The organism is Microbacterium deferens, assembly GCF_045517775.1.
In the GTDB taxonomy this organism is placed as follows: Bacteria; Actinomycetota; Actinomycetes; order Actinomycetales; family Microbacteriaceae; genus Microbacterium.
Map to the genome: position 1 here is coordinate 14,866 of NZ_JBEUWT010000002.1, position 22,530 is coordinate 37,395.

Consider the following 22,530-nt stretch of genomic DNA (forward strand, 5'->3'; position numbering starts at 1 on the left):
ATTCAGGCGGGCGAGGGGGCGCGCAGGAGCTCGGCGAAGGCGATCTCGGCGGCGCCGATGAGCAGGCGGTCCTCGGCGAGCACCGCGAGCCGCAGCTCGAGCGCATCGGCCACGCCGGGCATCGACTGCGCCCGCACACCCTCGACGAGGGAAGGAATCGCGTCGGCGGCGATCGTCGCCAGGAACCCGCCGAGCACCACCACGGCCGGGTTCAAGACGTTGACGGCGTTGGCGAGGGCGGTGACGAGGATGCGGCGTTGCCGCGCGACCTCTTCGGCCACGCCGGGCTCCGTCGCCGAGGCGAGGGCAGCGGCGAGCGTCGGCTCATCGGAGCTCTCCAGGCCCACCGCGGCGAGCAGCCGCGAACGGCTGACCTCGTCTTCGAGCACACCCTCCGTCGCGCGGCGGTCGGCACCGGCGGCGGGACGGTTCTGGCCGAACTCTCCCGCATAGCCGCCGGCGCCGCCGACGGGAACCCCGTGGACGATCAGGCCGCCGCCGATGCCGCTCGCTCCGCCGTTGAGGTAGATGACGTCGTCGGCCCCTCGGGCGGCGCCGAAGAGGTGCTCGGCCAGTGCTCCGAGGCTCGCGTCGTTGCCGACCGCGGTGTGCAGGCCCGTCGCTTCGGCGACGAGGTCGCGCAGCGGCGCGTCGGTCCAGCCGAGGTGCGGGGCGATCCGCACGAGTCCGTCGGCGGAGCGCACGAGCCCCGGCACGGCGAGCCCGATGCCCTCGATACGGCTGTCGCGGAGTGCGCCGGTGCGCCACCCGCCGAGGTGCGTGGCGACGAGGGCGGCGGTCTCCTCGGGCGTGGGAGGCCCCGCGGTCTCGATACGGTCGCGCGCGACGACGCGGCGGTCGAGACCGACGGCGGCGATCGTCGTCGCGTCGACCTCGGGGTGGACCGCGATCGCGACGACGCGGCCGTCGGGGGCCACGACGGGGGAGGGGCGCCCGACACGGCCGAGCGAGTCGGGAGCGCGCTCCTCGACGAGGCCCGCATCGACGAGTTCGCCGACGAGCGCGGCGATCGTGGAGCGGTTCAGCCCGGTCGCCTCGGTGAGCGCGGCACGCGATCGCGGCCCGTCGACGTGCACGAGGCGGAGGATGCGGGACAGATTGGCGCGCCGAACGCCGTCGCCCCTCGCTGCCGCTTCGCTCACGTCTCTACTGTGCCAGAGGACAGACGCCGCGCCGGCACTGGACGCGGTCGGTCGTATGGATTAGGTTGTTAAGGCCAACATATTTGTTCGAGGTCGAGCAGGAGCCCCCATGACCACCCCCACCCGCGCTGACAAGTTCTCCTTCGGTCTCTGGACCGTCGGCTACAACGGAACCGACCCCTTCGGCGGTCCCACCCGCCCTGCCCTCGACGTGGTGCACGCCGTGGAGAAGCTCGCCGAACTGGGCGCCTACGGCCTCACGTTCCACGACGACGACCTGTTCGCGTTCGGATCGACCGACGCCGAGCGCCAGACGCAGATCGACCGCCTCAAGGGCGCGCTCTCCGACACCGGCCTCATCGTCCCGATGGTCACGACCAACCTCTTCAGCGCCCCGGTCTTCAAGGACGGCGGCTTCACCTCCAACGACCGCGACGTGCGTCGCTACGCCCTGCGCAAGGTCTTCCGCCAGCTCGACCTCGGCGCCGAGCTCGGCGCGAAGACGTTCGTCATGTGGGGCGGCCGCGAGGGCGCCGAGTACGACTCGGCCAAGGACATCCGTGCCGCTCTCGAGCGCTACCGCGAGGCCGTGAACCTCCTCGGCGACTACGTCACCGACAAGGGGTACGACATCCGGTTCGCGATCGAGCCCAAGCCCAACGAGCCCCGCGGAGACATCCTTCTGCCGACGCTCGGCCACGCGATCGCCTTCATCGACTCGCTCGAGCGCCCCGAGCTGGTCGGCGTCAACCCCGAGGTCGGCCACGAGCAGATGGCCGGGCTCAACTTCTCCGCCGGCATCGCTCAGGCGCTGTACCACGGCAAGCTCTTCCACATCGACCTCAACGGCCAGCGCGGCATCAAGTACGACCAGGACCTCGTCTTCGGCCACGGCGACCTGCACAACGCGTTCGCGCTGGTCGACCTGCTCGAGAACGGCGGCCCGGGCGGCGTCCCCGCCTACGACGGCCCGCGCCACTTCGACTACAAGCCCAGCCGCACCGAGGACGAGACGGGCGTGTGGGACTCGGCCAAGGCGAACATGCACACCTACCTGCTGCTGAAGGAGCGCGCCGCGGCCTTCCGCGCCGACCCCGAAGTGCAGGAGGCGCTCGCCGCCGCGAAGGTCGCCGAGCTGTCGCAGCCCACCCTCAACGAGGGCGAGACCTACGACGACTTCCTCGCCGACCGCTCGGCGTACGAGGACTTCGACGCCGATGCGTACCTCGGCGGACACGGCTTCGGCTTCGTGCGCCTGCAGCAGCTCGCGACCGAGCACCTGCTCGGCGCCCGCGGCTGACGCAGCATCCGCCACCCATCGAGAGTCCAAGACACCCGGGCGCGACCATCGCGCCGCCCGGGTGTCTTGGACTTTCACTTGAGACGTTCGACATGAACAGAAGGAGAGCGCGATGACGCTCGTGGCAGGAGTCGATTCGTCGACGCAGTCGTGCAAGGTCGTCGTGGTGGATGCTGCCACCGGACTCATCGTGCGGGAGGGGCGGGCGTCTCACCCCGAGGGCACCGAGGTCGATCCCGAGGCGTGGTGGACGGCCCTGCAGTCGGCGATCGCGGTCGCCGGCGGCTTCGCCGACGTCGCTGCGGTGTCGGTCGCAGGACAGCAGCACGGCATGGTCGTGCTCGATGCGGACGGTCGGGTGATCCGGCCCGCGCTGCTGTGGAACGACACGCGTTCGGGGCAGGCGGCCGCCGACCTCGTCGCAGAGGTGGGCGCCGATGCGTACGCGCGCCGCACCGGGGTGGTGCCGGTGGCCTCGTTCACCGCAACGAAGCTCCGCTGGCTGCGCGACGCCGAGCCCGAGGCGGCCGCCCGGGTGGCCGCCGTCGCCCTGCCGCACGACTGGCTGACCTGGCGCCTCCGGGGCTACGGTCCCGAGCGACCCGACCTCGAGGCGCTGACGACCGACAGGTCGGATGCGTCGGGCACGGCCTACTGGGGAGCCGCGGGCTACGACCGCGATCTGCTCGTGCGGGCTCTCGGCCACGACGCGGTGCTGCCGCGCGTGCTCGACGCGCAGGAGAGCGCGGGGACCACCGCCGCGGGCGCCGTCGTCGCCGCGGGCGCCGGCGACAACGCGGGAGCTGCCCTCGGGCTCGACGCGAAGCCCGGCGACGTGGTCGTCTCGCTCGGCACGTCGGGCACGGTGTTCGCCGTGACCGAGGATCCGGTGATGGACGCGTCGGGCACCGTCGCCGGGTTCGCCGACGCCGCCGGTGGGTATCTGCCGCTGGTCGCCACGCTCAACGCGGCTCGCGTGCTCGACGCCACGTCGCGCCTGCTCGGCGTCACGCACGAGGAGCTGGGCGCCCTCGCCTTGGAGGCCCAGCCCGGCGCGGGGGGAATGGTGCTCGTCCCGTGGTTCGAGGGCGAGCGCACGCCGAACCTGCCGGGGGCGCGGGCGTCGATCTCGGGGCTGTCGCTGGCGAACACCACGCGATCCGACCTCGCGCGCGCGGCGATCGAGGGCATGCTCGCGGGACTGGCGACCGGGCTCGACGCGATCCGCTCGCTCGGCGTCGAGGCGCGACGCGTGCTGCTCGTGGGCGGCGCGGCGCGCAACGAGGGCGTCGCCGTGATCGCCGGGCAGGTCTTCGACGCGCCCGTGGCGGTGCCGTCGCCGGGGGAGTACGTGGCGCTCGGGGCCGCGCGTCAGGCGGCGTGGGCGCTCACGGGAGCACGCCCGGGCTGGCCGGTCGCCATCGACCGCGAACCTCCGCACGACACGCGTCGCAGCATCCGTTCCCGCTACGACGAGATCGCCGCACTGCGCGCCGCAGAGTCGCGCTGACGCTCCTTCGCCGCCGACGGTGCCCGTTTCGGCCGAACGTGCCCGCTTTTTCGGGCGCGGATGGCAGGAACGGGCACTCTCGGCGACGGCGCGCTGAGGCTCAGCGCCCGAGCACCGCGACAAGGAGGCGCTCGGCGTCGCCGGGGGCGACCGGCTCGCGGCTCAGGGCGCGCAGCAGTACCGCACCGATGAGCGCCTCGGCGAGCTCTTCGACGGGGGCGTCGGGTGGCAGGTTCGAGGTCGTGCCGATCGCCGCCGTGAGGCGCGCCGAGAGCGAGTCGGCGCGGAAGAGCGCGTCGCGAAGACGTCGACCGACGTCGGCGTTCTCGGCGGCGGCGCCGATCAGCGAGCGCAGGATGCTCTCGCCCTGCTCGCTGCCGAGATAGCCGAAGATCTCTCCCAGCCAGCTCGCGAGGTCGCGTCGGACGTCACCGGTGTGCGGCAGCTGGAATCGCCCGGGAGCGAGCATCCCCTCGAGGAGGCACTCCGCCGTCACGGCGCCCTTCGAGGGCCACCAGCGGTAGATCGTCTGCTTGCCGACACCCGCGCGAGCGGCGATGCCCTCCATCGTGAGGTGGTCGTAGCCGCGCTCGGCGATGAGGGCGGCGGTCGCCTCGAGGATCGACAGGCGCGCGGCTTCGCTGCGCACGGGTCCGCTGCGGGGAAGGGGCATACGGGCTCCTCTCACTGAAGACGAGACGGTCCGTGTTATCTTAGCCACGCTTATCGGAGTCGAGGCGCCTCCTCCGTGGGGTCTGCCCCGCGGATCTAGAGGATGACAATGGCCGAGCTGCTGCACCGTCTGGGAACCTTCGCCGCGCGCCGCGCGTGGACGGTGATCGTCGCGTGGGTCGTGATCCTCGGGATCGCCGGGGGCGGATTCCTCATCGGATACAAGGGCCTCAGTTCGAGCTTCGACATCCCCGGCACCGCATCGGGAGACGTCATCACGCAGCTCCAGGACGAGCTCCCCGGCTTCAGCGGCGCCTCCGGCCAGGTCGTCTTCCACGCCGCCGACGGGTCGGCGTTCACCGACGCGCAGCGCGCCGAGATCACGGCGCTCGCCGAGTCGGCCAGAGACCTCCCCGACGTCGCCGACGTCATCGATCCGTTCGCCGCCGCGCAGCAGCTCGCCGACCAGGCCGCCCAGGTCACCGACGGTCAGGCGCAGATCGACGACGCCCGCGCGCAAGCCGAGAACGGTCAGACCCAGCTCGATGCCGGCCGCGCCCAGCTCGAGGCCGGCCAGGCCCAGCTCGACGCGGCGAGGGCGCAGGCCGAAGCGGCCGGGTTCCCCACGACCGAGATCGACGCGCAGCAGGCGGCGCTCGACGCGCAGCGTGCGCAGCTCGACGCCCAGCAGCAGCAGTTGACCGACGGGCTCGCCACGATCGATGAGAACGAGGCCGCGCTCCAGCGCGGCGCGGAGCTGCTCTCTCTCGCCGACGGCATCGGCGTGTTGTCGGCCGACGGCGCCACGGCGCTGGTGAACGTCTCGTTCACCGAACCCCGGCTCGAGCTCTCCCAGGAGTCGAAGGATGCTGTGGTCGACCACTTCGCGTCCGCGCCCATCGACGGGGTCGAGGTCGCCTTCTCGACCGACATCTCGCAGGGCGTGCCGGAGATCCTCGGCGTCGGCGAGGTCGTCGGCGTCGCGATCGCCGCGATCGTGCTCGTCGTCGTGCTGGGCTCGCTCCTGGCGGCCGCCTTCCCGCTCGTCACTGCGATCGTGGGCGTGGCGATCGGCGCGATGGCGACGCTGGCGTTCTCCGGCGTCGTGCAGATGGCATCGGTCACCCCGATCCTCGGGGTGATGCTCGGCCTCGCGGTCGGCATCGACTACTCGCTGTTCATCCTCTACCGCCACCGCAAGCAGCTGCTGCAGGGTGCCCGCGTCGACGAGTCCATCGGCCTCGCCAACGGCACCGCCGGCAACGCCGTCGTGTTCGCCGGCACGACCGTCATCGTGGCGCTCCTGGCGCTCAACATCACGGGGGTCCCCTTCCTCGGACTCATGGGGACGGCTGGCGCGCTCAGCGTCGCGATCGCCGTTCTCATCGCGGTCTCGCTCACCCCCGCGCTCCTGAGCCTCGCCGGAACCCGTGTGCTGAGCCGCCGTGCGCGGGCCCGCGCTGCAGCCGCCGCCGCAGCATCCGACGCCGGTGAGGCCGAGACCACCCACACCCGCGTGCGCCCGATGTCGACCCTGCGGGCGGTCTTGACCTCCGTCGTCGCCGTCGTCGTGCTCCTGGTCGTCGCGATCCCCGCGCTGTCGATGCGCCTCGGTCTTCCCGATGGCGGCTCGGAGGCCGAGGACTCCACCGCGTACCGCGCCTACACGCTCACGCAGGACGCCTTCGGCGAGGGCGTGAACGGACCGCTGCTCGTGGTCGCGACCTTCCCCGACGGACTCGACGCCGACCAGGTGCTCGACGCTCAGCTGAGTGTCGCGCGCGAGCTCGGCGCACAGACCGACGTCGTCGCGGTCGCCCCGGTTGCCGTGTCGGACGATAACGGCCTCGGCGTCTTCCAGGTCGTGCCCGCCGAAGGCCCGAGCAGCGTCTCGACGGAGACGCTCGTACGCGACCTTCGCGAACTGCCCCCGATCGGCGGCGACATCACCCTCGGTGTCACGGGTCAGGCGGCTATCAACATCGACATCTCCGAGGGACTCGCCGACGCGCTGCCGGTCTACCTCGTCGTCGTGGTCGGCCTGTCGTTCCTCATCATGGTGATGGTGTTCCGTTCGCTCCTCGTGCCGCTCATCGCGACGGCGGGCTTCGTGCTCTCGCTGTTCGCGACGTATGGGGCGGTCACCGCCGTCTTCCAGTGGGGCTGGTTCGGTTCGCTCCTCGGGGTGCACAACCCCGGGCCGATCCTGAGCTTCCTGCCGGTGATCCTCGTCGGCATTCTCTTCGGGCTGGCGATGGACTACCAGCTCTTCCTCGCCACCGGCATGCGGGAGGCGTACGCCCACGGTGCACCCGCGAGGCTCGCGGTCGCCCAGGGGTTCCGTGCCGGGCGCACCGTCGTGATCGCCGCGGCGTTGATCATGATCGCGGTGTTCGGCGGCTTCATCACGAGCGAGTCGGTGATGATCAAGTCGATCGGCTTCGGCCTCGCACTCGGCGTCCTGTTCGACGCCTTCATCGTGCGGATGCTGCTGATGCCCGCGCTCATGCACCTGCTCGGCCGCTCGGCGTGGTGGCTGCCCCGCTGGCTCGACAGGATCACCCCGAACGTCGACGTCGAGGGCTCGGCGCTGGAGCGCCGCCACCCCGTGCACCACTGACCTGCGCGCCGAGAGTGCCCGTTTCCGCCGAGGGTGCCGCCGTTTTCGGGCACGAATGGCCGAAACGGGCACCCTCGGCGGTGGACGCATCTCACAGCCCCCTCGTAGCCCTCATCGATACCGTGGAGACCATGCCCGAGCGCGACGAGCAGCAGATCACCGTCTCGGCCACGGCTCTGCGCGCGATGCGCGACGAGTTCCAGCGCTTCCTCATGGAGTACCGCTTCGGACTCCAGGAGATCGAGACGAAGATCTCGATCCTCCGCGAGGAGTTCGAGGAGGTGCACGACTACAACCCGATCGAGCACGTCTCGGGCCGCGTGAAGTCGCCCGACAGCCTGGCGGAGAAGGTGCGGCGAAAGGGCGTCGACGCCGATTTCGAGAGCATCCGCGCATCGATCACCGACATCGCCGGCGTGCGCATCACGTGCAGCTTCACCACCGACGCCTACCGGTTGTTCGATCTCCTCACGCAGCAGGACGACATCACGGTCATCAGCGTCAAGGACTACATCGCAGAGCCCAAACCCAACGGATACAAGAGCCTGCACGCGATCGTCACGGTGCCGGTCTTCCTGTCGACGGGCCGCGTCGACGTTCCGGTGGAGGTGCAGTTCCGCACGATCGCGATGGATTTCTGGGCGAGCCTCGAGCACAAGATCTACTACAAGTACGACCGCCTCGTGCCCGACGAACTGCTCGCCGGACTCAAGGATGCTGCCGACACAGCCGCCGAGCTCGACCAGCGCATGGAGCGGCTGCATCGTGAGATCCGCGGCGGCGCACCCGGGGTCGTCTCGATCTGACCCGGCCGGCCCGGGCCGGGTGGGCGCACAATGGGGGCATGGTGAGCACCGCCGCGCCCGGCGACGTCGACGCGGTCGCCGATGACCTCTACGCCGTCACGCCCGGCGAGTTCACCTCCGCGCGCAACGCGCGGGCGGCCGCTGCCACCGGCCCGCTGGCCGCGCAGATCAAGGCCCTGCGCAAGCCCACGGTCGCCGCGTGGGCGGTGAACCTCCTCGTCCGCGACGGCCAGCTGGGGCAGGCGGTCGAGCTCTCGCAGGCGCTGCGCGAGGCACAGGACGACCTCGACGCCGCAGAACTCGCCCGCCTCGGGAAGCAGCGGCGGGCGCTCGTCGCAGGGCTCGCCCGGCGCGCGGCCGAGCTCGCCGGCGACGCCGGGACGACCCTCAGCCCGGCCGCGCGCGATGACGTGGAGAAGACGGTGAACGCAGCGGTGGTGGATGCTGCCGCCGCGGCCGTCGTGCTGACGGGCCGGCTCGTGCGCACCCTCGAGGCGAACGGGTTCGGCGGGGCGTCGCCGCCCGACGACCTGGTCGCAGGATCGGTGCCGGGCCTCGCGCCCGCGGCTCCGGCGCGCTCGCGCGACGACCTCGCCGAGCGCCGGCGGCGCAAGGCCGCGGAGGCTGCCGCGCGAGAGGCGCAGCGCGCCGCCGCCGACGCCGACCGCGAGCTCGCGCGGGCGCAGGAGCGCCGGGCGAAGCGGCGCGAGCGAGCCGACCGCCTGCACGAGCGCGTGGAGGATCTGCGCGGCGAACTGGCGCGGATGACCGAGGACGCACGGGCCGCCGACGAGGAGGTCGCCCGCATCGACGAAGAGCACGCCCGGCTCCTGGAGCGCTCGAAGAAGGCCGCGAAGGAGGCCGAGCGGGCGGCAGCGGCCGTTCCCGACGCGGACGGAACACGTGTCCGGCGCTCGCGCCCTCGCTAAGGTGTGCCCATGGCGCTCCTCGACGCGGGATTCTTCCTCCTCCCGCTGCTCGCGGTGCTCGCCCCGCTCGCCGCACGGGGTCTCGGCCGATGGGTGCGCGTACCCATCGTCGTGTTCGAACTGGCCCTCGGCATCATCGTCGGACCGAGCGTGCTCGGGTGGATCGCGCCCTCCGACATCGTGGGCATCTTCGCGTCGTTCGGCCTCGCCATGCTCTTCTTCATGGCCGGGAACGAGATCGACTTCGCCGCCCTCCGCGGACGGTCGGGGGCACGCGCCGGTGCGGGATGGGTGCTGAGCCTGGCGGCGGGCCTCGGTGTCGGGTGGCTCGTCGCGCCCGGCGAACCCGCCGTCTTCATCGGGATCGCACTGGCGTCGACCGCGCTCGGCGCGCTCATGCCGATCCTCCGCGATGCCGGGGAGCTCGGCACTCCCTGGGGGCGCGCGGTCACCGCGGTGGGGGCCGTGGGAGAGTTCGGTCCGCTGGTCGCGATCTCGCTCTTCCTCGGCACGCGCGACGTCGGCGCCGCGTCGATCGTGCTGGGCGTCTTCGTCGTCGTCGCGGCGGGGGCGGTCTTCGTCGCCGCGCGCTTCGAGCACGGACGCATCCACCGTCTCGTGAACGCCACCCTCCACACATCGGGGCAGATGGCCGTGCGGATCGTCTTCCTCATCGTCGGCGCGCTCGTCGCGCTGAGTATCGCGCTGCAGCTCGACATGCTCCTCGGCGCCTTCGTCGCAGGCGTCCTGTGGAAACTCGTCATGCGCAACGCCCGTCCGCCGTTGCGCGAGGCGGTCGACAGCAAGGTGGAGGCCGTGGCCTTCGGATTCCTGGTGCCGGTCTTCTTCCTGTACACCGGCATCACCTTCGACCTGCAGGCGATGGTGTCCTCGCCGCGCACGATCGCCCTGGTCCCGCTGTTCCTCGTCGCCCTCCTCGTCGTGAGGGGCATCCCGGCCTCGTTCGTCGCGCCCGCCGGCTCCTCGCAGCGTGATCGTGTCGCGCTCGGGATGCTGGGGGCCACGGCCCTTCCCATCGTGGTCGCCGTCACCGGCATCGGCGTGGCCGACGGGACCCTGGATGCGGGTACGGCCGCAGCTCTCGTCGGAGCCGCGATGCTGTCGGTTCTGCTCTACCCCTTCCTCGGCATGGCGATCCGCGGAGACCGATCGGTCGTGACGAAGCCCGCGTTCGACCCCGTCGTGCTCGCCGCCCGTCCCGCCACGCGCACCCGCCGCGCCGACGACGCCGACGAGGAGGGCGGCCGGTGATCGCCGACATCCTGCATGCCGCTCGCCGCCGTCTCGACGGTGCGCCGAAGGAGGCCCTCGGCGAGCTGAAGGCCCCGCGGCCGATCCTCGGCATCGCCCGCGCCCCGCGCATCGTGCCGGCGGGGGAGGCGTGGCACCTCGGCGTGCTGCTCCTCGCCGACGAGCATCTCGCCGCGACCGGTCAGATCGTGCGGGCCCGGGAGGAGGCCCGCCGCGGGTACACGGCCGAGTCGCAACGCGAGCGCGCGGCGCTCGCCGCCGCGGCGTTCCGCGGTGGTTTCGGCGAGGGGAGCACCGTGCACGTCGGCTGGCGCCTCATCGATGTCGACGACCTGGATGCTGCGAGTTCGCCCGTCGCCGTCGTCGACGGGCAGCCGATGGTGCGCTGGAGCGCGACCGGCGGCTTCATGCCGCTCGAGCGCTACCTCCACGAACGCATCGAGCTGCTGCAGCATCCGCCCGAGCGCGCCTGATGCCTACTCGACGACCCCCGTCCCGTCAACGGCCCGCCCCGGCAGTGGCAGGGTCGCATCCCTCGGCTATCTTTAGCCACGTGCAGCAGGTATGGCCGGGATCCAGTTATCCCCTTGGAGCGACCTTTGACGGCAACGGGACGAACTTCGCCCTGTTCAGCGAAGGGGCGGAACGCGTAGAGCTCTGCCTCTTCGGCGAGCGGGGGCATGAGACCCGCATCGAACTCGTAGACGTGGATGCGTACGTCTGGCATGCCTACCTGCCGAACGTGCAGCCCGGGCAGCACTACGGCTATCGCGTGCACGGCCCGTACGACCCGGCGAACGGCCAGCGGTTCAACCCGAACAAGCTGCTGCTCGACCCGTACGCGAAGGCCGTCGACGGCGACATCCGCTGGGGCCAGTCGGTCTTCTCCTACAACTTCGGCGATCCCGACTCGCGCAACGACGAGGATTCGGCCGCCGACATGATGAAGGGCGTCGTCATCAACCCGTTCTTCGACTGGTCGGGCGACCGCCAGCCGAAGACGCCGTACGCCGAGTCGTTCATCTACGAGGCGCATGTGAAGGGCCTCACTCAGCTCTACGACCTCGTGCCCGAAGAACTCCGCGGCACCTACAGCGGCATCGCCCACCCCGCCGTGATCGACCACCTCACCAAGCTCGGCGTCACGGCCATCGAACTCATGCCGGTGCATCAGTTCGTCAACGACTCGACCCTTCAGGAGAAGGGGCTGTCGAACTATTGGGGCTACAACACCATCGCGTTCTTCGCGCCGCAGAACAGCTACGCCTCCGCGGGCCACCACGGGCAGCAGGTGCAGGAGTTCAAGGGCATGGTGCGCGCCCTCCACGAGGCGAACATCGAGGTCATCCTCGACGTGGTCTACAACCACACCGCCGAGGGCAACCACATGGGCCCGATGTTGTCGATGCGCGGCATCGACAACGAGGCCTACTACCGTCTCGAAGACGACGACAAGCGCTACTACACCGACTACACCGGCACCGGCAACAGCATGAACGTGGGCAACCCCCACACGCTGCAGCTGATCATGGACTCCCTGCGCTACTGGGTGCTCGACATGCACGTCGACGGTTTCCGCTTCGACCTCGCCTCCACTCTCGCTCGCGAGTTCTACGAGGTCGACCGGCTGTCGGCGTTCTTCGAGCTCGTGCAGCAGGACCCGGTGGTCTCGCAGGTCAAGCTCATCGCCGAGCCCTGGGACATCGGCCCCGGCGGCTACCAGGTCGGCAACTTCCCGCCCCAGTGGACGGAGTGGAACGGAAAGTACCGCGACACGGTCCGCGACTTCTGGCGCGGCGAGCCCCAGGCCCTCGGCGAGTTCGCGTCGCGCCTGACCGGCTCGGCCGACCTGTACGAGCACTCCGGTCGGCGTCCGGTCGCCTCCATCAACTTCGTCACGGCGCACGACGGCTTCACGATCCGCGACCTCGTGTCGTACAACGAGAAGCACAACGAGGCCAACGGCGAGGACAACAACGACGGGGAATCGCACAACCGCTCGAACAACCTCGGCGTGGAAGGTCCGACCGACGATCCCGACGTCCTGACCATGCGCGCCCGTCAGCAGCGCAACTTCATCGCCACGCTCATGCTCTCGCAGGGCGTGCCGATGCTGCTGCACGGCGACGAGCTCGGCCGCACCCAGGGCGGCAACAACAACGGCTACGCGCAGGACAACGAGATCACGTGGGTCGACTGGTCTACCGCCGATCACCCGCTCATCGAGTTCACCGCCGCCCTCGCGCGGTTGCGCAAGGAGCACCCGATCTTCCGTCGCAGTCGGTTCTTCGACGGCCGCCCGGTGAAGATGGAGGAGGGCGCTCCCGTACCCGATGTGGTGTGGCTGCGTCCCGACGGTTCGGTGATGGAGCCCGACGACTGGGACTCCGGCTTCGGACGGGCGATCGGTGTCTTCCTCAACGGCCGCGGCATCCGCGAGCGCGACCGACGCGGCGAGCAGATCACCGACCGGCACTTCATCGTGCTTTTCAACGCCGGTGACGAGTCCGTCGACTTCCAGGTGCCCGACGTGAAGTACAGCCCCGAGTGGGACGTCATGGTCGACACCGCGGGTGAGCGGGCGAACACCGACCCGATCGAGCCCGGGTCGATCCTGCCGATCGCCGCCAAGTCGATCATGGTGCTGTGCGAGCACGATCTGCCCGACCCCGAGGTCGATCACTCGGTGGCGGCGTCGCTCACGGCCAATGCCGCGAGCTCGGGCCCCGACGACCTGCCCGGCAAAGCGCCGAAGTCGGAGCTCTGACCGGTGGCCGCGCATCCGCTGTCGACCTACCGTCTGCAGATCCGCAAGGGTTTCGATCTGGATGCTGCGGCCGCCGTCACCGGCTACCTCCGCGATCTGGGGGTCTCGTGGGCGTACCTGTCGCCGATCCTGACGGCGACGCCGGGTTCCGACCACGGCTACGACGTCGTCGACGTCACCCGGATCGATCCCGACCGCGGAGGCGCTGAGGGTCTCGACCGCTTCGCGGCCGCGGCCCGCGCCGACGGCCTCGGCATCCTGATCGACATCGTGCCGAACCACATGGGGGTCGCCGAGCCGCGAGAGAACCCGTGGTGGTGGGACGTGCTGCGTCAGGGCCGGGCCTCCACCCGCGCCGACGCGTTCGACATCGACTGGGAGTTCGGCGACGGGCGCGTGCGCGTGCCCGTTCTCGGCGCGTCGCTCGACGAGGTCACCGCGGCGGGCGAGCTGAGCGTCGACCTCGAACCCGCCCCCGATGCGCCCGACGGAGTGCTCCGCTACTTCGACCACGTGTTCCCGCTGGCCCCGGGTTCGGTGACCGAGGTCGAGCGCGCCTCCGGCGACGTCGACGCCCGCACCGTGCACGACCGTCAGCACTACGAGCTGCGCTTCTGGAAGGACGAAGCGGCCGAGCTCAACTACCGCCGCTTCTTCGCCGTGACGACGCTCGCCGGTGTGCGGGTCGAGATCCCCGAGGTGTTCGCCGACACCCACGCCGAGATCCTGCGCTGGATCTCCGAGGGACTCGCCGACGGTCTGCGCGTCGATCACCCCGACGGGCTGCTCGATCCGGGTGGCTACCTCGAGCAGCTCGGCGCGGCGCTGCGATCCACGGGTCGCGGGTCGTACGTGCTGATCGAGAAGATCCTCGAGCACGGCGAGCTGCTTCCGTCGTGGTGGGAGACCGATGGCACGACCGGGTACGACGCGCTGGCCGAGTTCGGCCGTGTGCTCGTCGACCCCGACGGCGAGGCGCCCCTCGACGCCCTCGACGTGCGGCTGCGTACCGAAACCGGAACGCTCCCCGCCCAGGACTGGCACGACCTCATCCACGACACCAAGCGGATGATCGCCGAGACGATTCAGATCGCCGAGATCCGTCGGCTCGTCCGAGGCCTCCGCCCGGCCGCGCCCGATGTCGCCTCGGACTTCACCGACGAGGTGCTGCACGATGCGCTCGCCGAACTGCTCGTGTGCTTCCCGGTCTATCGCTCCTACCTCCCCGCGGGCCGGGAGGAGCTCGATCGCGCGGCGGTGGAAGCATCCGATCGTCGTCTCGAGCTCTTCGACGCGATAGCCGCGCTCGTGCCCGTGCTCGCCGACCCCGCGCACGAGGTGTCGCGACGGTTCCAGCAGACCACCGGGCCCGTGATGGCCAAGGGCGTGGAAGACACGGCGTTCTACCGCTACAACCGGCTCGGTGCCCTCACCGAGGTCGGCGGGGATCCGTCGGAGTTCGCCCTCCCCGTCGCCGACTTCCACGTCGCGCAGGCGGCGCGTCAGGCATCGTGGCCCCGCGCCATGACGGCGCTGTCGACACACGACACGAAGCGCGGCGAAGACGTGCGCGCCCGCCTCACCGTGCTCGCCGAGATACCCGATCGGTGGGAAGCCGCGCTCGAAGAGTTCCGCGGGATCGCCTCCACCGGTCACGGGCCGTTCGACACACTCCTCTGGCAGGCGATCGTCGGCGCGTGGCCCACGGCCTCGGCCCCGCTCCCCGAGGACTTCGCCGAGCGCCTCCACGCCTACGCCGAGAAGGCCGCGCGCGAGGCCGCGGACGCCACGGGGTGGTGGGAGCCCAACGAGGCGTTCGAGAAGCGCATGCACGCTCTCGTCGATGCCGCCACCGGCGCCGCCGCGGCACGCGTGGCGGCCTTCGTCGCCGAGATCGAGCCGTTCGGCTGGACCAACGCGCTGTCGCAGAAGCTGCTGCAGCTGGCCGGCCCCGGCGTCCCCGACGTGTACCAGGGATCGGAGTCGTGGGAGCAGTCGCTCGTCGACCCCGACAACCGCCGTCCGATCGATTTCGCCGCGCGGACGGCGACGCTCGCGGCCATCGACGCCGGGTTCGCCCGCGGCGACGTCCCTCCGGTCGACGCGACGGGTGAGGCCAAGGTGCTCGTCACCTCGCGGGCCCTGCGCGCACGGCGCGACCGCCCCGAGCTGTTCTCGGCGTATCTGCCGGCCACGGTGGTCGGCGAGGCCGCCGCGCACGCGATCGCGTTCGACCGCGGCGGAGCGCTCGCCATCGCCACGCGCCTGCCGGTCGGTCTCCAGGAGCGCGGTGGATGGGGCGACACTGTGCTCCTGCGCCGCCCCGGCACCTCCGTCGACGTCTTCACCGGTCGGCGGTACGAGGGATCGGAGATCCTCGTCGCCGACCTCCTCTCGACCTACCCCGTTGCCCTGCTCGTCTCGGAGGAAGAATCATGACGATCGACGTCTGGGCGCCGAAGGCGCGACGCGTCCGGCTGCGCCGCCCCGGTCAGCAGCCCGATCTCGACCTCGCCGTGCGTGACGGCGGCTGGTGGAGCGCCGACATCGCGCTCGCCGACGGCGAGGAGTACGGGTTCGTGCTCGACGAGTCCGACGACCTGCGCCCCGATCCCCGATCGCGTCGCCAGCCGCGCGGGGTGCACGACGTATCCGCCTCCTTCGACCCGTCGGCGCACGAATGGCAGGACTCCGCGTGGACCGGCCGCCCGCTCGCGGGCGGCGTGATCTACGAACTGCACCTGGGCACCTTCACGCCGGAGGGCACCCTGGATGCTGCGGTCGGCAAGCTCGACCACCTCGTAGAGCTCGGTGTCACCCACATCGAGCTGCTGCCGGTGAACGGTTTCAACGGCGTGTGGAACTGGGGCTACGACGGAGTGCTCTGGTACACGGTGCATGAGGCCTATGGCGGGCCCGCGGCCTACCAGCGGTTCGTCGACGCCGCGCACGCGGCGGGCCTCGCCGTGATCCAGGACGTCGTCTACAACCACCTGGGTCCGAGCGGGAACTACCTCCCCGAGTACGGTCCCTACCTCCGCGAGGGAAGCCGCAACACCTGGGGCGACTCGGTGAACCTCGACGAGGACGCCGTCCGCGACTACATCGTCGACAACGCGCTGATGTGGCTGCGCGACTACCACGTCGACGGTCTGCGCCTCGACGCCGTGCACGCCCTCCACGACGAGCGCCCCGTGCACATCCTGCAGGAGCTCGCCGAAGCATCCGACGCCCTCTCGGCCCACCTCCAACGCCCGCTCACCCTCATCGCCGAGTCGGACCTCAACGACCCGACGCTGATCCTCCCGCGCGAAGCGGGCGGCTACGGCCTCACGGCGCAGTGGTCAGACGACTGGCACCACGCCGTGCATGTCGCCGTCAGCGGCGAGACGGTCGGCTACTACGAAGACTTCGCCGACCTCGGCGCGTTCGGCAAGGTCACGACCGAGGGGTTCTTCCACAACGGCACGTTCTCGTCGTTCCGCGGCGAAGACCACGGCTTCCCGATCCCCGATGCCGTACCGACGTGGCGCCTGGTGACGTTCGCCCAGGACCACGATCAGATCGGCAACCGTGCAGCCGGCGACCGGCTCTCGCAGACCCTGTCGTACGGACGCCTCGCGGTCACCGCCGTGCTGACGCTCACCGCGCCCGGTACGCCGATGCTGTTCATGGGCGAGGAGTGGGGGGCCACCACCCCGTGGCAGTTCTTCACCTCGCACCCCGAGCCCGAGCTCGGCGAGGCGACGGCCAAGGGGCGCATCGAGGAGTTCGCGAAGATGGGGTGGGACCCGGCGACGGTTCCCGACCCGCAGGATCCCGCGACATTCGAGCGATCGAAGCTCGACTGGAGCGAGGCGTCCGACGGCGATCACGCCCGCCTGCTGCAGCTCTACCGCGACCTCGCGCACCTGCGCCGGGAGCTTCCGGAGCTCACCGATCCGACGTTCGCCGACCGGGCGGCCGGAGCGACCGAGGCGCCCGGCGGCCGGGTGTACGGCCTGTGGTCGGGTGCCGTCGCCGTGCTCGCCAACCTGTCGGCCGAGCCCGCGGTCTTCGACGTCGACTCCGACGTCGTCGTGCTCCTCGCCACGGATGCTGCGGTGTCGCTCGACGGCGGGCGCGTCACCCTCCCGGCCGAGACGGCGGTGATCGTCGGACCCGCGCTCTGAGGCGTAACGCGGGTGAAACGCGCACCGGGTACGGTGAGCGGGACGCTCATGAAAGCAGAGCACCCGTCCGGGTGGGGAAAGCGTGAAGCGGCTGCCTGACCCGGCCGCCGACCGGCGGCCTCCGACAGAGGAGTTGCCATGACCTTCCACGTCCCACTCGTCGACATCGCGCCGTACGTCGGCGACGGTTCCCCCGAGGCCCGATCCGAGGTGGCGCGCCGTATCGACGACGCGTGCCGCACGGTCGGATTCATCCAGATCACCGGCCACGGCATCCCCGAGGCCGTGATCGACGGGTTGACCGGGGCGATCGACGCGTTCTTCGCGCTCGACCTCGAGGAGAAGAAGCGGTACCGCACGCCGCCGCAGATCAACCGCGGATACAGCCCGCCGAAGTCCGAATCGCTCAGCCTCTCGCTGGGGGTCGAGTCGGCCAACCGCATGAACGACTTCTTCGAGGCCTTCAACGTCGGGGCCACGCAGGAGAGCTACCCCGACTCGCCCGGCCTCCCGCAGCCCGACTACGCCGACAACGTCTGGCCCGCCGTCGACGGCTTCGAGGCGGGGGTCTCGATGTACTTCGCCGAGGCCGCTCGGGTCGCGCGAGTCATGACGCGCATCTTCGCCGACGCGTTGGACCTGCCCGCCGACTTCTTCGCCGCGCGCACGGGCCATTCCCTCGACGTGATGCGCATGAACAACTACGCCCTGCCGCGCGGAACCGACGTCACCCTGGACGGCGACCTCGTCGGGATGGGGGAGCACACCGACTACGGGATCGTCACGATCCTGTGGGCGGATCGCGTGCGCGGACTGCAGGTGCTCGGATCGGACGGATCCTGGAACGACGTGGCGCCGGCAGACGGCGCCCTGCTCATCAACCTGGGCGACGTCACGGCGCGCTGGACGAACGAGCGGTGGATGTCGACGCTGCACCGGGTGAAGCCGCCCGTGATCGACGGCACGATCGAGCGGCGCCGGTCGGTGGCGTTCTTCCACGACGGCGACGTGGACGCTCTGATCGAGACGCTTCCGTCGTGCATCGATGCGCAGCATCCCGACCTGTACGACCCCGTCACCGTGGGCGACCACATCGCCGCCAAGCTCGCCGGTTCTCGGGCGGGCGTGAGCAACGCCGCCGCGGAGCGCGAATCGGCGCGCGTGCTCGCCAGTCGGCGCTGAACCGAGGTCGGCGGACTGTCAACCTGTTGCCGAAAAGTCGCTAGATTATCTAGTGTTCTCTTCATGAGCACCGTGACGACCCGTCAGCCCGCCGACCTCGTACGACAGATCGCGGTGATCTCCGCCGTCACGTTCATGCTCATCGCCGCGATGGTCGGCGTGGGCCTGTTCGGCGGAACCGCGGTGCAGGATCTGCAGGGCGGTGCGCTCGATTCGGATGCGTCGTACCTGGCTCCGGCGTCGAGCGCGTTCTCGATATGGTCGGTCATCTACATCGGTCTGATCGCCTACGCGATCTGGCAGGCGCCGCCCGGCCAGCGGACGAACGACCGGCAGCGCGCCCTGGGGTGGCTCGTGGCCGTCACCGCGGTGCTGAACGGCGTCTGGCTCGTCGTCGCCCAGTACGCGACGCTGCCACTGACGGTCGTCGCGATCGTCGCGCTGCTGGTGGCGTTGGCCGTCACCTTCCGGCGGGCGGTGCTCACTCGCAGCCGCGGCGACGGAGCGATCGACGCCATCCTCCTCGACGGAGTCACCGGGCTGCACCTCGGGTGGGTGACGGTGGCGACCGTCGCGAACACGGCGGCGCTGCTCACCCAGTCGGGGCCGGAGTCGTGGGCGACGGCCGCCGATGTTCTCGGCGTCGTCGTGCTGATCGTCGTCGGGGCCATCGGGCTCGGCATCGCCTTCGCGAGCAGGTGGCGCGTGACGCCGACCTTCGCAATCGGCTGGGGAGTGTTCTGGCTCGGGATCGGCCGCCTGGGGGGCGAGCCGGCGAGCACCGTCATCGGGGTGACCGCCATGATCGTCGCGGCGATCGTGGTGATCGTGCCGCTGGTCGTCGCTGGTCTGCGACTGATCCGCCCGACGACCGACTGAGCCGCCTCAGGCGGCGAAGCGATCGGCGAACGCCTCGAGCAGGCGCGGCGGTTCGGTGACGGACACCCGCAGCACGCGTGCCGCGATGGCGTCGTAGTCCTTCGCGGGGAAGTAGCCGCCGTCGCGGTAGACGGCCATCCGCTCGGTGAACGCGAGGGGAGTCGATTCGGGGTGGAACTGCGTCGCGTAGAGGCGCTCGCCGACGCGATAGGCCTGCACGGGGCACCCATCGTTCGTCGCCAGGAGAACGGCGCCCGGGGGCACGTCGGCGGCTCCCTCCTTGTGCGCGGTGAGAGCGGCGAACCGCAGAGCCAGGTCGCCCAGCAGCGCATCGGTGCGGCCGTCGGCGGTGAGTTCGATCGTGGTGGCGCCGGTGGGCTCCGGGTGTTCGCGGGTCACGGAGCCTCCGAGCAGACGCGTGACGACGCCGATGCCGTAGCAGGTGAACAGCGCCGCCGTGCGCGACTCGACGGCAGCCGCGGCGATCTTCTCGAGGTCGGATTCAAGCCGCAACTGCGCCTCGGACTTCGACGACGCGGGGTCGGTGACGTTGAATGGGCTGCCGCCGACGACGAAGCCGCTGAACCGCTCGAAGGCATCGGCCGGCAGTGCCTCGCGCACGAGGTCGTGGCGAGCCAGGGCGTCGGGGCCCAGCCGCATGCCCGAGAGGAACGACGCGTACTCGGCATCGGCCGCATCACGCTGCGGCCGGGCCGAGACATAGAGCAGCGGGGCGGGCACCCGGGAAGTCTAAAGCGGATGCTGCGCGTCGATGACCGGGCTTGTCATGCGGCGAAACGGTCACCGTGAGGAGTTCGCCGTCCGACCACGGACGATGCCGACGAAGGCATCCACGTCGGCGGTGGTCGCTTCGCGAGGCCACGCGAGGGCGACGGTGGAGACCGGTGCGTCGCGCACGGGCCGGGCGGCGACGTCTTTGCGTGCGTGCAGGCGCGCCAATGACATCGGAACGAGCACGACCCCGACGCCGGCGGCCACCGTCTCCACGGCCTGCTCGGTCACGGCCGGGGGCGCGAAGGCGGGTGCGACCGCTCCGGGCACCGAGGCGGAGAGCACGTCGTCGCCCGGCACGATGACGATCTCTCCGGCGAGGTCGGCCAGCTCGAGCTCGTCCGCCGCGGTGAGGTGCGAGTCGGCCGGCACGATCGCGACCGGAACCTCGTCGTACAGCCGCACGATGTGGAGGTCATCGTCATCGAGCGGGAGGCGCACCAGGGCGGCGTCGACGCGGTGCTCGCGAAGGGCGTCGTGCTGATCAGCCACAGCGAGGGGGAGGAGGGCGAGCTCGACCCGCGGCATCCGTTCCCGCCACGCCGAGATCCACTTCCCCGGCGTCGTCCCGGGGACGAGGCCGAGGGTGAAGGTGCGCGGGGCCTCGTCTGCCTGAGAAACCGGTCCCGGCGCGGGCGGCTTCTTCTTCGCCGCGACGGTCTTCTTCGCGCCGGGGGCCCTCTTCACCCCGGACGCGGCCCTCCGGGGAGCCGGACGGCGGCGCGACCCACCGTTGCCTGCCATGACGACAGCGTAGCGGGGCGCTATGGTTCGACCATGGTCGCCATCGTCGCAACCGTGTTCGCAGCGCTCGCCGCGCTGCTGCACGTCTACATCTTCCTGCTCGAGAGCGTGCAGTGGCAGCGCCCTCGCGTGTGGCAGCGTTTCGGTGTCGCGAGCCAGGAGGACGCCGACACGACGAAGCCGATGGCCTACAACCAGGGGTTCTACAACCTGTTCCTGGCGGTCGGCGCCACGATCGGCATCGTGCTGTTCTGGGTGGACGGCTCAGGCACCGTGGCGGACGTCGCCGGACGCACCCTGGTGCTGTTCAGCCTCGGCTCGATGGTCGCCGCATCGCTCGTGCTGCTGACGTCGGGTCGGAAAAACCTCGTACCCGCACTCACACAGGGGACGCTCCCGCTGATCGGGTTCGTCTTCTTCCTGCTCGCCTGATCCGGATGACCTCGCCGTCAGGCGGCGAGGTGCAGCCCGCGCGGGTCGGTGGCCACGGCGTCGCCGTCGGCGATGTTCTCGTCGTCGCGGATGAGCGAGCCCACCGCGACGCGCGCGTTCGTGCCGACGTGCGCACGTACGCCGATCTTCGCCTTCGCGCCGATGGCCGCGCCCGAACCGATGTGTGCGTGCGGGGCGATGCGAGCCTCCGGCCCGATCACCGCGTCGCTCTCGATCCACGCGCCGCGCCCGACTTCGGCGCCCGCGGCGATCTGCACGCCCGGTTCGACGTACGCGCCCGCTTCGACCACCGCGGTCGGGTGCACCTTGGCGCCGTTCGCGATGAGTCCTCGGCCGTTGGTGTGCTTGCGGTAGCGCAGCGTCTCACCACGGTCGTTCTCGATGTCGATGTAGTTTTTACCCACGATCCCCTCCGGCGGCACCGTCGGTGCCGACAGTGGTTGCAACGGCACCTTCTCGATATTCATTCCCCCGCATGTTCTCTTCGGAGCCGCGACCGCGCCGGATGTCTCGACGTCGAGATGAGACGATGGAGGCTCCTACCCGGAGACCGTGATGAACGCTGCCGACACCACCCCCGACGACGCGCCCGATGCCGATCCGCCCTCGACCACCCCGACGCTCGTCTTCGACGACCGCGCGACGGCCCACAGCATCCCTGAAGACGTCCTCGGACTCCTCACCGGCACGTTCACGGCGGCCTTCGGCTTGTACCTGCTCGCATCGAGCGACGCGGTCACCGGAGGTACGGCAGGCCTCGCCCTCCTCGTGACCTACGCCTCACCGCTGCCGTTCTGGCTCGTCTACGCGCTGGTCAATCTCCCCTTCGCCGCGCTCGCGCTGTGGAAGAAGGGGCTGAGCTTCACGATCCGCACCGTGGTCTCGATCGCCCTGGTCTCGGGCTTCACCGTGCTGGATGCGGCGATGCTCCCCATCGATCGGGTCGAGCCGGTCTTCGGGGTGCTCGCCGGGAACCTCTTCGCGGGCGTGGGCCTGCTGATCCTGTTCCGCCATCGCGCCAGCCTCGGCGGGATCAACATCATCGCGCTGATCGTGCAGGACAAGACCGGGTTCCGCGCCGGATGGACGCAGATGGTGTTCGACGTGGCGATCATCGCGGTGTCGTTCGCGCTGCTGCCCTGGGAGGTCGTGCTCCTCAGCGCCGGCGGCGCAGTGGTGCTGAACCTCGTGCTCGCGATGAACCACCGGCCCGGCCGGTACATCGGGCACTGACCCCCCCGCGTCCCCCCCGCGTTCCCCCACGCTCGC

General features: G+C 70.7%; 19 protein-coding genes. 14 read left to right on the top strand and 5 right to left on the bottom strand.

The features are described 5' to 3' along the window. Window positions 1-2: 2 nt before the first annotated feature. Window positions 3-1,163, bottom strand: coding sequence for an ROK family transcriptional regulator (locus ABTU82_RS10330; protein ID WP_116647675.1), 1,161 nt, complete (start codon window positions 1,161-1,163; stop codon window positions 3-5). Window positions 1,164-1,272: 109 nt separating this feature from the next. Here ABTU82_RS10330 and xylA point away from each other — a divergent pair, with 109 nt between their 5' ends. Next, window positions 1,273-2,463 (top strand): xylose isomerase, encoded by a 1,191-nt coding sequence (gene xylA / locus ABTU82_RS10335; protein WP_116647676.1) that lies wholly within the window; start codon window positions 1,273-1,275, stop codon window positions 2,461-2,463. A gap of 112 nt (window positions 2,464-2,575) precedes the next feature. Next, window positions 2,576-3,973: a xylulokinase gene (xylB, locus tag ABTU82_RS10340; protein ID WP_407173349.1), complete on the top strand. Its 1,398-nt coding sequence runs from the start codon at window positions 2,576-2,578 to the stop codon at window positions 3,971-3,973. 100 nt (window positions 3,974-4,073) lie between these two features. Here the strand turns inward: xylB and ABTU82_RS10345 are convergent, their stop codons facing one another. Then, window positions 4,074-4,646: a TetR/AcrR family transcriptional regulator gene (locus ABTU82_RS10345; RefSeq protein WP_407173351.1), complete on the bottom strand. Its 573-nt coding sequence runs from the start codon at window positions 4,644-4,646 to the stop codon at window positions 4,074-4,076. A gap of 108 nt (window positions 4,647-4,754) precedes the next feature. Between ABTU82_RS10345 and ABTU82_RS10350 the strand changes: the two genes are divergently transcribed. The 10 genes from ABTU82_RS10350 to ABTU82_RS10395 all read left to right on the top strand — a co-directional run bounded on the left by ABTU82_RS10350 (window position 4,755) and on the right by ABTU82_RS10395 (window position 19,272). Continuing rightward, window positions 4,755-7,265 (top strand): MMPL family transporter, encoded by a 2,511-nt coding sequence (locus ABTU82_RS10350; RefSeq protein WP_407173353.1) that lies wholly within the window; start codon window positions 4,755-4,757, stop codon window positions 7,263-7,265. 131 nt (window positions 7,266-7,396) lie between these two features. Further along, the gene (locus tag ABTU82_RS10355; RefSeq protein ID WP_116647931.1) at window positions 7,397-8,071 is read left to right on the top strand and encodes a GTP pyrophosphokinase; all 675 of its coding nucleotides are present in this window, start codon (window positions 7,397-7,399) and stop codon (window positions 8,069-8,071) included. A 38-nt stretch (window positions 8,072-8,109) separates the two neighbouring features. Further along, entirely contained in the window at window positions 8,110-9,000 is an 891-nt protein-coding gene (locus ABTU82_RS10360; RefSeq protein WP_240606885.1) for a transposase, read from the top strand. Between the two features lie 9 nt (window positions 9,001-9,009). After that, complete coding sequence (locus ABTU82_RS10365; RefSeq protein ID WP_407173355.1) at window positions 9,010-10,272, top strand: cation:proton antiporter; 1,263 nt, start codon at window positions 9,010-9,012, stop codon at window positions 10,270-10,272. Continuing rightward, window positions 10,269-10,745 (top strand): glutaminase, encoded by a 477-nt coding sequence (locus tag ABTU82_RS10370; RefSeq protein ID WP_407173357.1) that lies wholly within the window; start codon window positions 10,269-10,271, stop codon window positions 10,743-10,745. Before ABTU82_RS10365 ends, ABTU82_RS10370 begins: the two co-directional genes overlap by 4 nt. Window positions 10,746-10,825: 80 nt before the next feature. Further along, window positions 10,826-13,039, top strand: a complete 2,214-nt coding sequence (glgX, locus tag ABTU82_RS10375) for a glycogen debranching protein GlgX (RefSeq protein ID WP_240606886.1) — start codon at window positions 10,826-10,828, stop codon at window positions 13,037-13,039. Window positions 13,040-13,042: 3 nt separating this feature from the next. After that, window positions 13,043-15,478 carry a malto-oligosyltrehalose synthase gene (treY, locus tag ABTU82_RS10380; RefSeq protein ID WP_407173358.1) on the top strand — a complete coding sequence of 812 codons (2,436 nt, stop codon included), beginning with the start codon at window positions 13,043-13,045 and terminating at the stop codon, window positions 15,476-15,478. Next, entirely contained in the window at window positions 15,475-17,211 is a 1,737-nt protein-coding gene (gene treZ / locus ABTU82_RS10385; protein ID WP_407173360.1) for a malto-oligosyltrehalose trehalohydrolase, read from the top strand. The genes treY and treZ overlap by 4 nt, the downstream gene beginning before the upstream one ends. 138 nt (window positions 17,212-17,349) lie before the next feature. Next, entirely contained in the window at window positions 17,350-18,393 is a 1,044-nt protein-coding gene (locus ABTU82_RS10390; protein ID WP_407173361.1) for an isopenicillin N synthase family dioxygenase, read from the top strand. 63 nt (window positions 18,394-18,456) lie between these two features. After that, the gene (locus ABTU82_RS10395; RefSeq protein ID WP_407173362.1) at window positions 18,457-19,272 is read left to right on the top strand and encodes a tryptophan-rich sensory protein; all 816 of its coding nucleotides are present in this window, start codon (window positions 18,457-18,459) and stop codon (window positions 19,270-19,272) included. Window positions 19,273-19,278: 6 nt separating this feature from the next. Here the strand turns inward: ABTU82_RS10395 and ABTU82_RS10400 are convergent, their stop codons facing one another. Further along, window positions 19,279-20,013, bottom strand: a complete 735-nt coding sequence (locus ABTU82_RS10400; protein ID WP_240606887.1) for a glutamine amidotransferase-related protein — start codon at window positions 20,011-20,013, stop codon at window positions 19,279-19,281. A gap of 60 nt (window positions 20,014-20,073) precedes the next feature. After that, window positions 20,074-20,808 (bottom strand): LysR substrate-binding domain-containing protein, encoded by a 735-nt coding sequence (locus tag ABTU82_RS10405; protein WP_407173364.1) that lies wholly within the window; start codon window positions 20,806-20,808, stop codon window positions 20,074-20,076. A gap of 33 nt (window positions 20,809-20,841) precedes the next feature. Between ABTU82_RS10405 and ABTU82_RS10410 the strand changes: the two genes are divergently transcribed. Then, the gene (locus tag ABTU82_RS10410) at window positions 20,842-21,240 is read left to right on the top strand and encodes a DUF1304 domain-containing protein (RefSeq protein ID WP_407173365.1); all 399 of its coding nucleotides are present in this window, start codon (window positions 20,842-20,844) and stop codon (window positions 21,238-21,240) included. Window positions 21,241-21,257: 17 nt separating this feature from the next. On the opposite strand, the gene ABTU82_RS10415 is transcribed toward ABTU82_RS10410, so the two are convergent. After that, window positions 21,258-21,665 (bottom strand): transferase, encoded by a 408-nt coding sequence (locus tag ABTU82_RS10415; RefSeq protein WP_116647934.1) that lies wholly within the window; start codon window positions 21,663-21,665, stop codon window positions 21,258-21,260. A gap of 151 nt (window positions 21,666-21,816) precedes the next feature. Here ABTU82_RS10415 and ABTU82_RS10420 point away from each other — a divergent pair, with 151 nt between their 5' ends. Next, window positions 21,817-22,494, top strand: a complete 678-nt coding sequence (locus tag ABTU82_RS10420) for a YitT family protein (protein WP_116647689.1) — start codon at window positions 21,817-21,819, stop codon at window positions 22,492-22,494. Window positions 22,495-22,530: the final 36 nt, after the last annotated feature.

Excerpts from the sequence above, each read along its gene's own strand:
- xylA (WP_116647676.1), top strand. The coding sequence starts at position 1,273 with ATGACCACCCCCACCCGCGCTGACAAGTTCTCCTTCGGTCTCTGGACC.
- xylB (WP_407173349.1), top strand. The coding sequence starts at position 2,576 with ATGACGCTCGTGGCAGGAGTCGATTCGTCGACGCAGTCGTGCAAGGTC.
- ABTU82_RS10345 (WP_407173351.1), bottom strand. The coding sequence starts at position 4,646 with ATGCCCCTTCCCCGCAGCGGACCCGTGCGCAGCGAAGCCGCGCGCCTG.
- ABTU82_RS10350 (WP_407173353.1), top strand. The coding sequence starts at position 4,755 with ATGGCCGAGCTGCTGCACCGTCTGGGAACCTTCGCCGCGCGCCGCGCG.
- ABTU82_RS10355 (WP_116647931.1), top strand. The coding sequence starts at position 7,397 with ATGCCCGAGCGCGACGAGCAGCAGATCACCGTCTCGGCCACGGCTCTG.
- ABTU82_RS10360 (WP_240606885.1), top strand. The coding sequence starts at position 8,110 with ATGGTGAGCACCGCCGCGCCCGGCGACGTCGACGCGGTCGCCGATGAC.
- ABTU82_RS10365 (WP_407173355.1), top strand. The coding sequence starts at position 9,010 with ATGGCGCTCCTCGACGCGGGATTCTTCCTCCTCCCGCTGCTCGCGGTG.
- treZ (WP_407173360.1), top strand. The coding sequence starts at position 15,475 with ATGACGATCGACGTCTGGGCGCCGAAGGCGCGACGCGTCCGGCTGCGC.
- ABTU82_RS10390 (WP_407173361.1), top strand. The coding sequence starts at position 17,350 with ATGACCTTCCACGTCCCACTCGTCGACATCGCGCCGTACGTCGGCGAC.
- ABTU82_RS10395 (WP_407173362.1), top strand. The coding sequence starts at position 18,457 with ATGAGCACCGTGACGACCCGTCAGCCCGCCGACCTCGTACGACAGATC.
- ABTU82_RS10405 (WP_407173364.1), bottom strand. The coding sequence starts at position 20,808 with ATGGCAGGCAACGGTGGGTCGCGCCGCCGTCCGGCTCCCCGGAGGGCC.
- ABTU82_RS10410 (WP_407173365.1), top strand. The coding sequence starts at position 20,842 with ATGGTCGCCATCGTCGCAACCGTGTTCGCAGCGCTCGCCGCGCTGCTG.
- ABTU82_RS10420 (WP_116647689.1), top strand. The coding sequence starts at position 21,817 with ATGAACGCTGCCGACACCACCCCCGACGACGCGCCCGATGCCGATCCG.